Origin of the sequence: Paenibacillus lycopersici (assembly GCF_010119935.1) — a bacterium.
Lineage (GTDB): Bacteria > Bacillota > Bacilli > Paenibacillales > Paenibacillaceae > Paenibacillus_Z > Paenibacillus_Z lycopersici.
Genome location: NZ_CP048209.1, coordinates 637,844 through 652,352, shown reverse-complemented (window position 1 = coordinate 652,352; position 14,509 = coordinate 637,844). Strand labels below are relative to the sequence as shown.

Genomic DNA, 14,509 nt, shown 5'->3' with positions numbered 1-14,509 from the left:
TGGTACGCCTCCCTTCGTTTTACGTTCTGCGCTGCAGCGAGAGCTGCCGAACAAGAGGTTCGGTTAATGCGGCTAACGCATGGCCGATCGCGACGCCTTCCGTCTGCGACGCTCGCTGCGCGGCCGGCACCATCGAGAGCTGCGCGGCTGCGACGCGCGCGCCGGGATGTTCCCGGGCCGCCTGCAGCAGCCCTTCGCGCACGCGTTCGAGGTACGCTTCCTTGCGGCCTGCCATGATCAGCTCGAACGTACCCGGCAGCAGGCGCGACTCGATCTGCGGCGTCTTCCCTGCGGCTGCGAGGAAACGGCGAAGCTGCCCCATCGTGCCTTCGACCGTCGCCGGATTCGTGAATACGAGAACGGTCGGCCCGCTGCAGTCCGCAATTTCGCGGAACAGCGGATCGTCGATCTTGATCACCGGCACCGGAATGCGGCGCAGAACCTCGTCGTTCAAGATCGCGGTGAAGAACGTGCAGGTCACCAAAATCGCGTCGACATGGCATCGGGCGATCCAGTCCAGTGTCTCGAACACCTTCGTCTCGGCCAGCTCCGGGGTGAAGTCCGGATCGTGCTTGATCCGGTCCAGCCCCGGATCCACGAAATGAATCAGCTCGGCCTCGTACTCGCCCAGCGCCCTGTCCATATGCTCGATATTGGAGTAATGCGCATGATAGCAGCCGATTCGCTTCATGCCGGCGCCCCTTCCCGTGTCTATGATGAATAGATGCGCTTGTAGTATAGTCGAACCCGACGAAGGAATCCATACCAAGCTGCGCGTTGACGGGGCGTCCAGCGCTCCCGCATCGAGCTCGCGAAGTTCAGATGCACATAATGACTGCCGCTCCGCTCTCGCGCATCAACCCGTTTCCCGGAGAAATTGTCGGTGCGTACAGGCGAACCGGCAGCCTATGATTCGCAATAACGCCGACTAAATCCGAATGACTTGTCCCTCGGCAGACGGCGGTTCCGTCCCTTCCCGCTCATGCGACGGCAGCGACGGCCCGCGCACGAAACCCGTCGCCCATACGACGGCGCTGCCGAACAGCGCCACGTTCATCGTGGATACCGCCCACAGCGGGAACGTATACGCCGTGCTGTCCCCCGACTGGAACAGGATGACGTACGTATTGACGAAGATCGTCACGCTGAAGCCCGCTGCCAGCCAGAGCAGGATCCGGTCCTTCAGCTGCACATAGGCGAGCAGCGCCAGCGCCGCAGCGGGGAACAGATACCGTTCGTGCATGCCCGTCGACAGCGTGAACACGCCGGAGATGAGCAGCATCGCCGATGCCGCCGCGAAGGCCGGACGGCGGCTTCGCGCATAGGTCCGCCATGCGAATAGCGTCGTCAGCACGATGAACAGCAATCCCCATGCGTGATAACTGAGCCCGAGCGCGCGGGTATCATCGGCTTTGTAGTTCAGCCCCAGCAGCGCGAACAGATTGTACCCGTTCACCGTCGCATACGGGTATTCCGAGACCGTTCCGGTGTACAGCCGGTACAGCCAGAGCGGGCTTTGGCCGAGCGAGAACGGCAGCACGACGACGAGCAGCGTCGCGACCGCGCTCGCAGCCGCGGTCATCCAGGCGCGGAGCTGGCGCATGGACACGAGTCCGAAGAACAGCACCGGCGAGAAAATAATGCCCTGCGGCTTCATCAGAATCGCCGCCATGAAGAGCGCCGACGCCCAGCCGGCTTTGCGCAAGGTCAGGAGCCAGACGGCCGCGGTCACGAGCAGCGTGAAGAGCGAATCGACTTGTCCCCAATAGGTCGAGTTGACGATGACCGCCGGATTGAGCGCGTAGAGCACCGCGACGAGCAAGCCGGTCGTATAGCCGACATGCCTCCGGGATACCGCGAACAGCAGTCCGGCCGTCGCGACGTCCGCGATCATCGAGGGCAGCTTATAGAGCAGCGCCGCGTACGAACCGAGCGAGGCGGACGACAGCAGCTTGCCGATCGCGTAGAGCACGTAAATATAGAGCGGCGGGTAGTCGGCGCTGCCGTTCTTATAGAACCCGGCAAAGTCCTCCGCCGCCTGCGACGCCCATGTGCGAAAGAAATTCAAATCGCCTTGGTGCCCCGATACCCATGGCACGACCGCGATGCGCAGCAGCAGCGCGCTGCCGAGCAGAACCCAGACGAGGCCTTTGCGGCTTTCGGCGGGCACTTCGGCCTTCCGGCGGAAGACAGCGTACACGCCAAGCGCGGCTATGGCGACGAATGCGAAGCTGTACACGACGAGGCCCGTCTTGCCATCCGAAGCAGCGGAGAACCCGCCGCCGCGTCCGCCGAAGCCTCGGCCTGCTTGGGCATCGCCGGCGCCGTCACTGCCTTGCGCATCCGGCAGGCCGAAGCCGGCTCCGCCTGAGCGGGCGCCTTGCGCCGAGGGCGCATCACCGCCCGCGCCTGCCCCGGCGCCATCCTGCGCTGAAGGCGCATCACCGCCCGCGCCTGCCCCGGCGCCATCCTGCGCCGAGGGCGCATCACCGCCCGCGCCTGCCCCGGCGCCATCCTGCGCCCAAGGCGCATCAGCACCCGCGCCTGCCCCGGCGCCATCCTGCGCCCAAGGCGCATCAGCGCCCGTGCCTGCCCCGGCGCCATCCTGCGCCCAAGGCGCATCAGCGCCCGCGCCTGCTCCGGCGCCATCCTGCGGCGAAGGCGCAACACCGCTGGCGCCCGTCCCGTCCGACGCCGGAAACTGCGGCGCTCCGCTCGCGTCCGCGCCCTGCGCCATCGCGCCGCCGCCTCCTCCCGCGAACCCCCGAGACGGCCCGCCGTTCATGCCTTGGCCGCCGGCGGAGAACCCGCCGCTCCCGCCGCCGAAGCCTTGAACCGTCGAGGCGGAGCCGCCGTCCCTGGCCTGTATTAGGGAATAGGCGCATATCCCCAACGATAGAATCAGCAGCGCGATGGCAGCGATCCGAATGAACTGTTTGTGCATGAAGCCACTCCTCTCTTCCTTCAGTCTAGGCAGGGAAGCTGAAGCGCAACTTAGCGTTACCTGATAGTTTGCTGAAAGCTTGCCGGCCGCGGAAGTCCCCGGCAAACCGCAAAAAAGACGCCCCGTCCATCCAGAGCGCCTTCCTCCTGACTATTAATCCGCGGACCTGTCAGCCACGGGTATCTCCCCTGCCGCGGTCACTCCCACGGATACGTACTCAGCAAATAATCCGCGAACTTCTTGCTCTCTTCCCTACGGTGCTTCCGCAGCTGCGTACGGTACTCGGCCGTCTCGAACAGCTTCTTCTCCTCTTCCGTCTCCGGAATGACCTGCGGGACGGGGGTCGGCCGGTTGTTCTCATCCAACGCGACGAAGGTGAGAAAGGCGGTGGCCGCGATTTTGCGCGTGCCGCTGTTCATATCCTCGCAGATGACCTTCACGAACACTTCCATAGAGCTCGTCCCCGTATGCGTGATGAACGATTCCAGCGACACCGCGTCGCTCGGCCGGATCGGGTACAGGAAATCGACGGAGTCGGTCGAGGCCGTGACCGCCGAGCTGCGGCACAGCTTCGCGACGGAGATGGAGGCGATATCGTCGATATACGACATCAGCTTGCCGCCGAATAAGGTGTTGTGGTTGTTGACGTCGGTCGGGAATACGCGCGAAACCTTGAAGCAGCGCGTTTCGCGGATGAATTTCGATTCCATTGCATTCACTTCGCTCTCTTAGAAAGTCGGGTTTCTAAAAGATCAGTTCGAGACCGGCAGCAATTCTCCTGTTTTATCCTGAATGAGTTCGGACACGGTTACGAGACGGTAGCCTCTGCGTTGCAGCTCCGGCAGGATGACCTGCAGCGCCTTCACCGTATGGGTTGAGCCCGAAATATAGTCGTGCAGCAGCACGATGTCGCCATTGCGCGCGTTCTTCAGCACTTTGTTCACGATATGACGCACGCCCGGGCTGCGCCAATCCTCGGTATCCTGATGCCAGGACCAGAGGATGGTCGTATAGCCGAGCTTACGCGCAATATCGATCATGACGTCGCTGTAATAGCCGCCCGGGGGCCGGAACAGGAACGGTTTCTTGCCGGTCAGCTCGACCAGCGCCCGGTCCGTCCGCTCGATTTCGCGCTGAATCGTATCGGGCTTGATCCCTTTGGTGAAGAACACATGATTGAACGTATGATTGGCCACCTCGTGCCCCTCCGCGATCTCCCGTTTGATAATGTCCGGATACTCGCGCACGCGATAGCCAATGACGAAGAAGGTCGCCTTGGCGTGGTACTGCTTCAACAGATCGAGAATCTGGTTCGTCGTCTCCGGATCGGGCCCGTCGTCGAACGTGAGCGCCAGCTCCTTCCTATCCAGCGGCAGCTCCCAGATGATATCGCCCCGGCTTTCATAGAACTGCCTGTCCTTCCGGGGCGGAGCCTGGAACCCCGAAAGCATGGCCGCGCACAGCGTGACGGCCAACAACCGTTTCGTAAAATGCCGCATCGTGCTCCTCCCTTGCGCTTCGGCAAGCTAGACTGCAATCTGTCTTACTATGCGGAGGAGCGCGGATTTTTATGCCAGCGCATGAGAAGTCTGCCGGTCGGGAGCAGCGGGAAGGTCGACGCGCCTGCAATCGGCAACTAAAAAAAACGCTCCGGATAGGAGCATTCGCGTCAACCGCATTTCATTCGCCGAAAAGGAACCGTTCCTGCGGCGACGCCGGCAGCGCGCGCTTCTTCCACACCTCGTACGGCTCCGGGTACGGCACGGTCTGCTGCGTATGACGCTCATCGGCGTACGGCGCTAACTTGGCTTCCAGCCGGCGTATGCAGGCCTCCAGTTCGTCTAAGCGGGCTTGCACGATTGCGTATTGGGCCGTCCAGAACGACGGGATGGCCGTTATCGTCTCCAGCGCTTCCGACCGTCGATTGCCGAAGTATTCGTCCTTGGCTGGATCATCCATGCTCCGTTCCTCCGATCAACATCCAACAATATACATATCGTAACATCTATCGACTTGAAAATGAAGCGATTTGTATCGCCATTCGGAACGCCAAAAGACCGCCGATCGCTCGGCGGTCCAACATGGAATGAAGCAGAATGAAGCTAGAACGTACAGCAACAGCGCACAGGCAGCGCAATCCGAGCCTGTTTACGACGACGTCGTCGTCCGCGGCTGCGAGGAATCGAAATGCTGCATGTCGATACCCTTCCAGATGTTTCCTGCATCGAACGTCTCCGGATGGTCGAACACAAGGAACGCGGACGGCAAGTACCGCATGCCGTATTGGCTGGACGGCTTGTTGACGACCTCATCGTCCTTCACCAGCACGGTAGAGGAGCCGCCGTCGAGATTGGCCGCCGTAACCACGTTCTTCTCCAGCAAAATCTTCTGAATGTCATATAGCGTCGCGCCGACCGAATAGCCAGGCTGGCGGCCGTCGATAACGACGAACAGGATCGTGCCGTCCTTCTGCTGCGCCATGACGGTGCGCGGCGCGATGCCCCAGCCGTCGGCCTCGTTCTTGATCAGGCCTTTGCCGTTGACGATGAACTTCGGCTGGAACGTCACCGCGTCGGTCACGCCCATGTCCAGCAGCTGCGAAGGCTTGTACCGCCCGGCGACCATGAGGCCGTTCTTGTCGATGCCGACGACGTTGACCGGCGCTTGCATCCCGTCGCCCTTATACAGCACCTTGCCGCCGGACATGACGATGCCGGCCGGCCGGAAGCCGTTGCCGTCCCAGTTCGGGTCGTCGAACGCGCCGCCGTTGACGCCGGCGATCGCGCCCGTGCGCTTGACCATGCTCAGCACCGTCTCGCCCGAACCGACGACGTTCGTCGTCGCGACGCGGATCATTTTCGGATCGTGCACGTACATGATGAAGCCTTTGAACTTCGCGGTGGAAATCTTCTCGACCTGCACGTCGCTCGCCGGATGCGAGGCCAGCGCCACGTTGTGCTCGTCCTTGATTTCCCCCATCTCGTCGAACTTCTTCATATATTCCGCGACCCGACTGTTCAGCTCATCCTGGCCGATCAGGTACTTGGCCAGATAGCGATGCTGGCTCGTGATGAGCGTGTCCGCCATCATATAGCGGATATCCGAGCCGGAAGGGGTCAAATAAAACCAGCCCGCGCCGCCAAGCATAATCACGAGCACGCCGGCACAAGCTATCGCTATCCGTCTCCGCCACCGCGCGAACGCGCTTCGCCGCTTGAATCGTTTGCTTCTATAGTTAGGTTCGAACGAAGTCGTCTCCGTTGGGGTTCTCATAACCTTCTCCTTTGCCTGAAGCTTAAGTACGTGCACGGTGAGCGGCAGCAGTCTATGCCCCGCTCGACCATCCACTATACGCTCGTTAGCTTAGGAGAAGCTGAAAATCGCCCGTGTAAAAGATGGAAGCCCGCCGAAACCCGTGCGGCTGCAAGAATTACGCTATCTGCCGCGACGCCGTCAGAACGCCGTCGGTACGTTTGCCGGGCGGGCCAATACCGACGTCGCGTCAGCATGCGCGATTCGCCTTACTGCAGCTCGACGCACAGCACATACGGTACCCGCTGAATCAGCGGCAGCAGCTTATCCGGCTCTCCGGCGGCCGGCAGCTTGACCGTGAAGTGCAATTGCAGCTCCGGCTCTGCTCCGTCAAGCCGCTTCTCGGCCTGGAAATAAAGCACCTCGACGCCGGCATCGCGCAGCGCGCGCTGCAGCGTGTCAACGGCCCCCTCCGCGTCGGCAAGCCTGACGGTCAGCTGCTCGCTTCGCGGCGCGGTGAGCCAATCGAACCGGCTGTGCAGCAGCTTCTGGGCAATCAGGATAAGCAGCGTCACGCCGATGCCGAGCACGTATAAATTCGCCGCGATCGCCATGCCGATGCCTGCCGTCGCCCATATCCCCGCCGCAGTCGTCAGTCCTTTGACCGTCTGCCGCTGCATGAAGATCATGCCCGCTCCCAGAAATCCGACGCCGCTGACGACCTGCGCCGCAATCCGGGACGGGTCGAGCGCGATGTACGGCTTTCCCTGCAGATCCGAGAATCCGTATTTGGAAATGACCATCATGAGCGCCGCCCCCGTCGCCACCACGAAATGGGTGCGAATGCCCGCTTCCTTCATCCGGTTCTTCCTCTCGTAGCCGATCAACAGACCGCAGATACCCGCAATCATGACCCGAAGCAGCATTTCATATTCTAACCGCATGGCTATCGCCTCCTTCATCATATATAAGTACGCCGAAAGAACGATATTCAAACAGTCTCGAATAGACTGCCGTCCCAAGCTTTATATGAATAGGTTTTGAGGCCCCACCTGTTCCTCGGGCGACAGGCGAACCGCGACACCGTTGTCGGCATCCCAGCTGCAATCGAACAGCATGGCATAGCTGCCATCCCGCTCAAAAACAAGCTCCGTCGGCTTGACCATCAGCTGCAGCTGCGCATTCCCAGTAATGACCGGGCCGATCTGCAAGCTGTAGTACTGCTCCAGCAGTTCGCATATTCGCCGTTCATTGTCGCTTTGGCGCTCAAGGAAATAACGAAATTGCCGCCGCTGCTCTTCCGCGATTTCTTGTCCTTTGTACGCGGAAGCGACGCAATCGATACGGTAACCGCGATTCCATAAACGCACTTCAAACGGTTTCGACCAGCCATATGCATAGGTGACTTCCCCGAATACGGGATCTACCATGCTCATTCGATACATCCTCCTAGCGATTAGACTTTATCTATCCATCTCGTTTGTTTTCTTCATCTCGGAAATGCCGCCTGTATGAGCAACGTTGTTGTGAATTTCGGAAGGCACCAATTGCATGGTTTTGCAATCGCTGCACTCATGCCAAGTATAACCGTTTTCTTCACGCCATTGCTTGATTTCGTCCGGCGAACATCCGCGCGCCTCGGCCAGCTTCTCGTCGGCCTGCATAAAGTTCTTTCTGCGCGAATCCGTGAAATCATCGATTTCCACGGTGCCTTGGGCGATTTCCGAGAAGTCCGGTTCCCCCTCTTTGAAGGAAATATGGTCGATCCCGTGCTTGTCGAGCGCTTCCCCCCACGTTATGTTCTCGGGATTATACCGCGGCAGTAACGCTTCCTTGTCCGGATACCAGTCGGAGTTGCCGCGCTCGCCGCTCCAATGTCCGCCGTTCCCTTCGATCGGGCAGCCTTTGACGTTATCCGCGTCCAAAGCGATCGGCCGATCCAGCTCTCTTAAATCCAGCGACTTGTTCGTCATTGATTTCGCGATTTCGGAGAGCGGGCACTCGTTGATCGTCGTCTCCCGAATATCCATGTACGCGTTCATGACAGCCATTCCCCGCTTTCCAGCGTGTGCTTCCGCCAAGCCGAATAGATCTCCAGCCGCTCATCATCCCTGTCAGGGAAGCTTCGCATAAGGCACTGCGCGATGCTCATCTGCCATTCTGCGGATAGCCCCGGGATTTCCCTATCGATGAATAGCCGCAGCGAAGCGTTCAAATCGGAGAATCGCTTCTCGCTTCGGATGAGCGCATCTACCGCCGCCCGCGAACCGAGCTGTCCCGTGACGAGATCCGCCGTTTCGCCGAAACGCTCGTCCTTCCACAGCTCCAACCGGTTCGTCCGCCGATATTCCTCGAGCAGGCGTCGAATGATCATCTTCATCCGCGTCGACAGATTGGTGCGATCTACGGCATCGCCGAGATACGCCAGGTCCGGTTCCGTATCCTCCGGCACCCGGCCGCGCAGCAGCAGCTTGATGAATGCCGCCTTGAAACGAGCCGTTTCCGTCCCCCTTGCCGATCCAGCGGGTTCATACCGATACGGACGCCGGTCCGCTTCGTCGAATTTCCGAATCTGGCACAAGACCGGCTCCAGCCAATCGTTCTGATAGACGACCGCAACGCCGCGCGGCAGCTTGGATATCTCGTCCAGCTGGCCGTCCTTTAATGCGGCGGACTTGCCGGCCAGTCGCCGATCCGCTTCGTCCGGCAGCCGCATGATGATCTTCGTATTCGTATTCCGAATCGCGGACATGTCGACCGCGCTGGGGGATTGATCGGCGATTATGAAGCCTTCGCCGTACGTTCGCATCTCGGCAATCGCATTCGCCAGCAGCTCGACCGACTTGCCGGAGACGCTCGGATTCTCCGGGTTCTGCTCGATCGAGGCGCGTCTGAGAATATGATGCGCCTCTTCCAGAACGGTCACGTGCTTAAGCGGAAGATTCATGCCTTCGGCATGAGTCATTCGGTGTTCGTTGAGCCGCATGATCAGCAGCCCCATAATGAACGACTTCGTCTCGAGCGAACCGACGCGGCTTAGATCGATAATGACGTTGTCGTCAAACAGTGCCTCGTTCGGCGTCTCGTCGGCCGTGAACAGCTGTCCGTTAAGGCCGTTCGTCAACGATTTAACCCGGGTAACGAGCGAACCGGTGTAGTTGCTCTTCAACTCCTGGGAATAAGCGGAGCTCTCTATGACTTGTACGAGCTCATGCTGCAAATCGGCAAAGGTCGGGAACCATTCCCCGGAGAACCGATTGCTCGACTCCGCCAGATCCCAGCCGCACACCTCATAAGCCTGCAGAACGGCATCCTTCAGCACAGCCGGCATCGCCGCGTACATCGGCCAGCATACATTGAAGATTTCGATCAGCCGATCGACATGCTCCAGCACGTGGATCCCCTTCGGAAACCGGAACGGGTTGATCCGCAGCAGCTCGCTGTACTGCGCGTTCGTCCCAAGCACGCGTACGTCGTGACGATGTCCGAATACATGCTTGTATTCGCCCTTGGCCGGCTCGATGACCATGAACCGGACATCCACGGCATCCAGCTGGCGCAGCAGCTCATAGACCGTATTGCTCTTCCCGGATCCCGTTGAACCGGTAATGAAAGTATGCATCGTCAACGTATTGCGATCAAGCCCGATGCGATTGTCATGGACGCTGCCCATATTGAACAAGCGGCCCAAGTTGATATTGTTCGCCGACTTGCTCCCTTCGTATCGGACGACGTCCTTGCCGAAATCGGCATGCTCGATGACCGGAAATCCGCTGACGGACCGCCGCGGCAGTCCCATATGCAGCGCCAGCTCGTTGCCGCTCACCAGGGAGCAGGGCGTCACCTGAATATTCCCGGCTTCGTTGCGGTAAGCGAACACGGGATGCATGAAATTCGTCACGTATTCCCGAATGCGGCTCGCCTTATCCCCATCCCGCAGGCCCCATGAATTGATGGCCGAGAGCTCGACGCCCGAATGCTCGCCCCTCATCAGCGCCTTGTAGGTGGACGCGGCCATCTCGGCCGCATACGGATTCTCGGACATGAAATACGCCGCGCATTCCCACATGCCCAAGCTTTCGAATTCCTGCAATCGCGCCAGCTGCAGATCGATGCGATCGAGCATGCCGATGATCGTTTTATCCTGCAAGGTCAGGGTCATATTCTGCGAGTCTCCAAGCTGCTGACCCTGCGTAGCCGTGCTGCTCTCGTTGACGCTGGTCGTCGTTCCCTTGCTGGTGCCCGTCGTGTCGGAGAGGCTGTCCGCCGTAGACGTCTGCGATGTCGATCCGGTTGTCTTCGTACTCTGAATAGCCATGCCCAGAACGCCCAGGCTTCCGGCAAGCACACCGCCGGCTGCGAGACTCGCCCCTCCCGTTACGGGAGCAAGCGCCGCGCCGATCATGCCTGCGGCGGCGGCCAAGCCTTTGACCGCTTTGCTGGCCCCGCTTTCTACGGAGACGGATTCGGATGTTCCGCTGCTGGAGGTTTCGGTCGTGCCTCTCGTCGAGGATTGCGTCTCGCTGAACGAACTGCCTTGAGAGCTGCCTCTCGTTACGGCTTCCGACAGATTATAGGACCTGTTCATCGCGTAGCTGACCTGACTCGTTCCGAAAGGGGACAGCTGCGTGTATATTTGCTCGTAGCCCTTGCGGATATCGGACAATTGCTGCTGCGTTGTGCCGTTCGCCAGAATAATCGCGGTATATTTCTCTCCCTGCATGGACAGCGCAAGCTTCTCGAGTCCCTGGACGAACGAATGATTCGCCCGGTTCTGCTCGTCCTTGTCGTTGGCCACGCAAGAGACCGCCGATATCGTATTGGTCTTCATCCGTCCGAGGACAGCGCGCATCTCCTCATCCAAGTAATCCTCGGTCTTGACGCCGGGAAATTGTCCGGTGATCGCGCTCTTCAAGGTATCCTTCAACGAATGCGTCGTGCGCGCCGAATCCAGGGAGCGAATGCCCATGTAGAACTCCGTCTTCGCCCCGTCGCTGTCGATCAGAATGAAGATCGCGCAGTTCGCGGAGGACAGCGCATGGAAGACGCTCGCGAATTTGTAAGTCGAATATTCATCCTTCTCGTACACCATCTCGGTAATCTTGAAGAATCGAACGTTTTCCGTCAAATTCGTCTCCAGCGTATGCGCATCCAGCGGAACGACGTCAAGCGCTTCAAGTTTGGAAATATAGTTTTTAAGAACGATGTCGTCAACGACTTGCAGGGCGGAGGCCACGCTTGCCTCGATTTGTTCATGCTGCGGAATGGGGTATTGGGACACGGCGCCCGGTTGCTGGTTAAGAACGGAAGTGCTCATAGAAACCTCCTTGGCTTGCCTTTCAGCATCAAACCGCCTCCGGCAATGGCCAGGACGACGCCGGCAACGGTAATAATCGTTTTGGGAATGGCTGCGCCAAGAATCACGACGCCGATGCCGGCTACGGCCAGTCCCGCTCCGCGGCGTATGTTCGGACCTGCGCCGCTTCTACGCGGCGCCCTCGGAATATACGCTCCACGGCTGCCTCCGCTTGTCTGAACGCGAGGCCTTGCAGTCCCGGCTGCGACTTGCGCCGAAGCAGCCGAAGCAGCGGAACTTGCTTGCAATTGCGGTTGCAGCGCCCTCCCGTCGTACAGCTGGCGGCAGATACTCTTCACCAGCGCCACGCGTTCTCTGGAGAAATTTTGAACCATCGCAACCATCTGCTCGTCCAAATCATCCTCCGTCCACAACGCGGAAGCCTGCTGCAGCAGCTCCCCGTCATGCTCGTCATATAACGCGGTCAACCGCGCCGCGGCGTATGACAGCCTTTGGTCGAAATCGGTTTGCGTCGGGTCTACCATCAAACTGTTTTTGAGCATAATTCGTACCATTAATAGATCCTGGTCGAGCACCGCTTGCTCGAATTCCTTGTTTATCGTCATGGTTGTCCTCCCCGGAAGCTTCTCGTCGTGATTTGCCAGTCGCCTAGATGTCCAAAATGCCTTGGATCCGGTCCTGAATGTTCTCCAGCCACGTCAATCGCACCTGAATGTCCCGAATCGCCTGCTCCACGTTCGTGCGGTTCACGGCGCAATTCTCGAGCTCGTCCAGCTTCCGCTGCAGAACCCGATCGAGCTCTTCGAATCTCTTCTTGAAGGCCTCCTTGACCGCATGGGCCTGGTCTTTGGCATACTTCACCGCGATCTCGTTGTTTTTTTGCAATTCCGCCTCAATGGGGGCGAAATACTTGTCTCCGAGCTCTTTTCCGTTGATATATTCCTGATCTTCGTAGATGGCTTTGCTGTAGCCGGATTTTTGGAAATAGGTCCATGGCTTATACCATTTTTTATTCTCGTTTTTAACCCATTCCTCGCCTACCTTTACGGACTCGGTCTTCGTCAAGTCTTTAAGCAGCTTCTCCGGATCGGGCGCTTTCCCCACATCGCCGCTCATCATCTCGAACGGCTTGATCGTTACGGTTCCCGACTTGACGTCCTGGGCAAGCTCGGAAATGCGCCGCTCGTATTGATGCAGCAGCTCCTCGGCATTTCGCTTGACATGATCCGTGACGAGATTCTCCAGCTTGACCTCGATCCCCGCCTGAAGGTCCTGGGTAAACTTATCGAATTCCCGCCATATGACCTCGGCTTCTTTCCTCGTAAGCTTCTTCCCTTTCGAATCATCCAGATGCAGGCGGATTTTCTTCTGCGCATCCACTAAGACCGAATTGGCGACCTGACGGATCTCTTTATCGTAATTAATGGCCTCCACGTTCGCTTTGAACTTCTTCGCTTCTTCCCCGCTCTTCAGCTTCGCGCGAATCGCTTCGATCTGTCCGAGAATCTCCTGCTCCAGCTCCCGGTTCTGCGCGATTTCCTGCTTCGTGTTCTCGAACGACCGGGCGCTCTCGAGCTTCTTGGCGAACGTATCGACGATGTTTTTGATTTTGGCCGTCTTGGCATACTTCGCCACGTACATGCGGATCGCGGCTTCGATCGGGATAATGCCGGAGTGGATCAACGCTTCCTCCTTCATCGCGTTCGATCGGATCATCCGGTCCTGCTCGTTCATGGCGGCCGCATGCGCTTCCAGCTTCGCCGTGATTTCTCTCCTTACGCTCGGCGTGAGCGGAGCATAATTCTCCAAGTGCAGATCCGGATTGCGGTTCATCTTCTTGACTTTGCTGATGGCGCTTGCGATTTCGGGATCCAGCTCATCCAGCTCGTCCTCCGACAGGCCGATGACCGGAATGTCGCTCAATTGCGTGCGGATGTCGAGCGCGGTCAACGCCGACGCCGGATAAATATTCGGATTGGCGATTCCCTTGTCCTCCAGGTATTTCTTGACCTTGTTGAGCGAGCCCGCGACATGATCCTCGCCCTTCTTGAAATCATCCAGCTTGTTGACGACGAAAATAAACCTTTCCTTCGATTGCTTGCCGCCGACGGACATGCTGTCGGCAATGTAGGACAGCAGGTTGCTGTCGTCGTTCACGCCCAGCTGGGTTGCGTTCAATACATAGAGGACGACGGTTTTCGACGACTCCGACAGCATGCGGTAGGTCGTGACTTGATGCTCCGGGTCACGGGAGTTGTTCGGTCCCGGCGTATCGACCAGAACCAGCTTGATATCGTCCGAGGAGACGAAGGGGATGTCTCCCTCCGCAACGATGGTCGAGACCTGCGGGTTGGCGTTCAGCTCTTCCATCCGTTCGAACGTCAGCTCGGGCTCGCTCGCGATCAACGCCTTGCTTCGGTCATATACCGCTGCTTGGAAGCCCTCTCGGCCGGTATCCATGTCCTTGATCTCCGTGATCGTCGCCGTACAGGCCTCTTGTCTGGCCGGCATCAGCCTTTGCCTCAGCAAGGCGTTGATCAGCGTGGATTTGCCGGCGCTCATCGTCGCCACGACGTTCACGGGAAACTCGCTGCTGCTCGCCATCTCGAATGCTTTGACCACGTCCGGCTGTTTCAATTCATCGAAGGGACCGTGCTGGATCTCCAGGAAGATATCGGCGATGGCCTGCTCCTTGTCATGCGCTTCTTTCGCCGGAATATGCTCGCAGGCGATGCGAATGCCCTTGGCTTCGGCGTCTTCCGCCACCGAGACCAAGTCTTCGTAATCCAGCAGCGTGCCATGAAACTGAACGGCGAAGCTCTTCGTATTGCACTCCTCCACCAGCCGTTTGGGCAGCTCTTCCACCCATTCCTGGAATCGCTGATTGCCTGCGTCCAACGAGCTGTTCTTCTTGATCGGCTTACCGTCGATCGTGATTTCCGTCTCGACCTTGTACGGGTTGTACTTGATATGGATCGTGCGCATATTCCGTAACA

Annotated in this window: 12 protein-coding genes; all 12 read right to left on the bottom strand. The window is 59.0% G+C overall.

Translation table 11 applies throughout. The features are described from left to right. Window positions 1-19: 19 nt before the first annotated feature. The 12 genes from GXP70_RS02960 to GXP70_RS02905 all read right to left on the bottom strand — a co-directional run bounded on the left by GXP70_RS02960 (window position 20) and on the right by GXP70_RS02905 (window position 14,498). A complete protein-coding gene (locus GXP70_RS02960; RefSeq protein WP_162355090.1) occupies window positions 20-691 on the bottom strand; it encodes an aspartate/glutamate racemase family protein in 672 nt (223 codons plus the stop codon). Window positions 692-928: 237 nt separating this feature from the next. Beyond that, window positions 929-2,944: a glycosyltransferase 87 family protein gene (locus GXP70_RS02955; protein ID WP_162355089.1), complete on the bottom strand. Its 2,016-nt coding sequence runs from the start codon at window positions 2,942-2,944 to the stop codon at window positions 929-931. Window positions 2,945-3,141: 197 nt separating this feature from the next. After that, window positions 3,142-3,654 carry an acyl-CoA thioesterase gene (locus tag GXP70_RS02950; RefSeq protein WP_162355088.1) on the bottom strand — a complete coding sequence of 171 codons (513 nt, stop codon included), beginning with the start codon at window positions 3,652-3,654 and terminating at the stop codon, window positions 3,142-3,144. Window positions 3,655-3,696: 42 nt separating this feature from the next. Then, window positions 3,697-4,443 carry a polysaccharide deacetylase family protein gene (locus tag GXP70_RS02945; protein ID WP_162355087.1) on the bottom strand — a complete coding sequence of 249 codons (747 nt, stop codon included), beginning with the start codon at window positions 4,441-4,443 and terminating at the stop codon, window positions 3,697-3,699. Window positions 4,444-4,624: 181 nt separating this feature from the next. Next, on the bottom strand, window positions 4,625-4,903 hold the full coding sequence (locus tag GXP70_RS02940) for a hypothetical protein (protein WP_162355086.1): 279 nt from the start codon (window positions 4,901-4,903) through the stop codon (window positions 4,625-4,627). A 189-nt stretch (window positions 4,904-5,092) separates the two neighbouring features. After that, complete coding sequence (locus GXP70_RS02935) at window positions 5,093-6,217, bottom strand: phosphodiester glycosidase family protein (RefSeq protein ID WP_162355085.1); 1,125 nt, start codon at window positions 6,215-6,217, stop codon at window positions 5,093-5,095. Between the two features lie 248 nt (window positions 6,218-6,465). Next, window positions 6,466-7,140 carry an MgtC/SapB family protein gene (locus GXP70_RS02930; RefSeq protein ID WP_162355084.1) on the bottom strand — a complete coding sequence of 225 codons (675 nt, stop codon included), beginning with the start codon at window positions 7,138-7,140 and terminating at the stop codon, window positions 6,466-6,468. Between the two features lie 81 nt (window positions 7,141-7,221). Further along, window positions 7,222-7,632: a DUF6985 domain-containing protein gene (locus GXP70_RS02925; RefSeq protein WP_162355083.1), complete on the bottom strand. Its 411-nt coding sequence runs from the start codon at window positions 7,630-7,632 to the stop codon at window positions 7,222-7,224. A gap of 27 nt (window positions 7,633-7,659) precedes the next feature. Beyond that, window positions 7,660-8,247 carry an HNH endonuclease gene (locus tag GXP70_RS02920; RefSeq protein ID WP_162355082.1) on the bottom strand — a complete coding sequence of 196 codons (588 nt, stop codon included), beginning with the start codon at window positions 8,245-8,247 and terminating at the stop codon, window positions 7,660-7,662. Next, the gene (locus tag GXP70_RS02915) at window positions 8,235-11,513 is read right to left on the bottom strand and encodes an ATP-binding protein (RefSeq protein ID WP_162355081.1); all 3,279 of its coding nucleotides are present in this window, start codon (window positions 11,511-11,513) and stop codon (window positions 8,235-8,237) included. The genes GXP70_RS02920 and GXP70_RS02915 overlap by 13 nt, the downstream gene beginning before the upstream one ends. Further along, a complete protein-coding gene (locus GXP70_RS02910) occupies window positions 11,510-12,118 on the bottom strand; it encodes a hypothetical protein (protein WP_162355080.1) in 609 nt (202 codons plus the stop codon). Before GXP70_RS02910 ends, GXP70_RS02915 begins: the two co-directional genes overlap by 4 nt. Window positions 12,119-12,161: 43 nt before the next feature. Further along, a complete protein-coding gene (locus tag GXP70_RS02905; RefSeq protein WP_162355079.1) occupies window positions 12,162-14,498 on the bottom strand; it encodes a dynamin family protein in 2,337 nt (778 codons plus the stop codon). Window positions 14,499-14,509 lie beyond the last annotated feature (11 nt).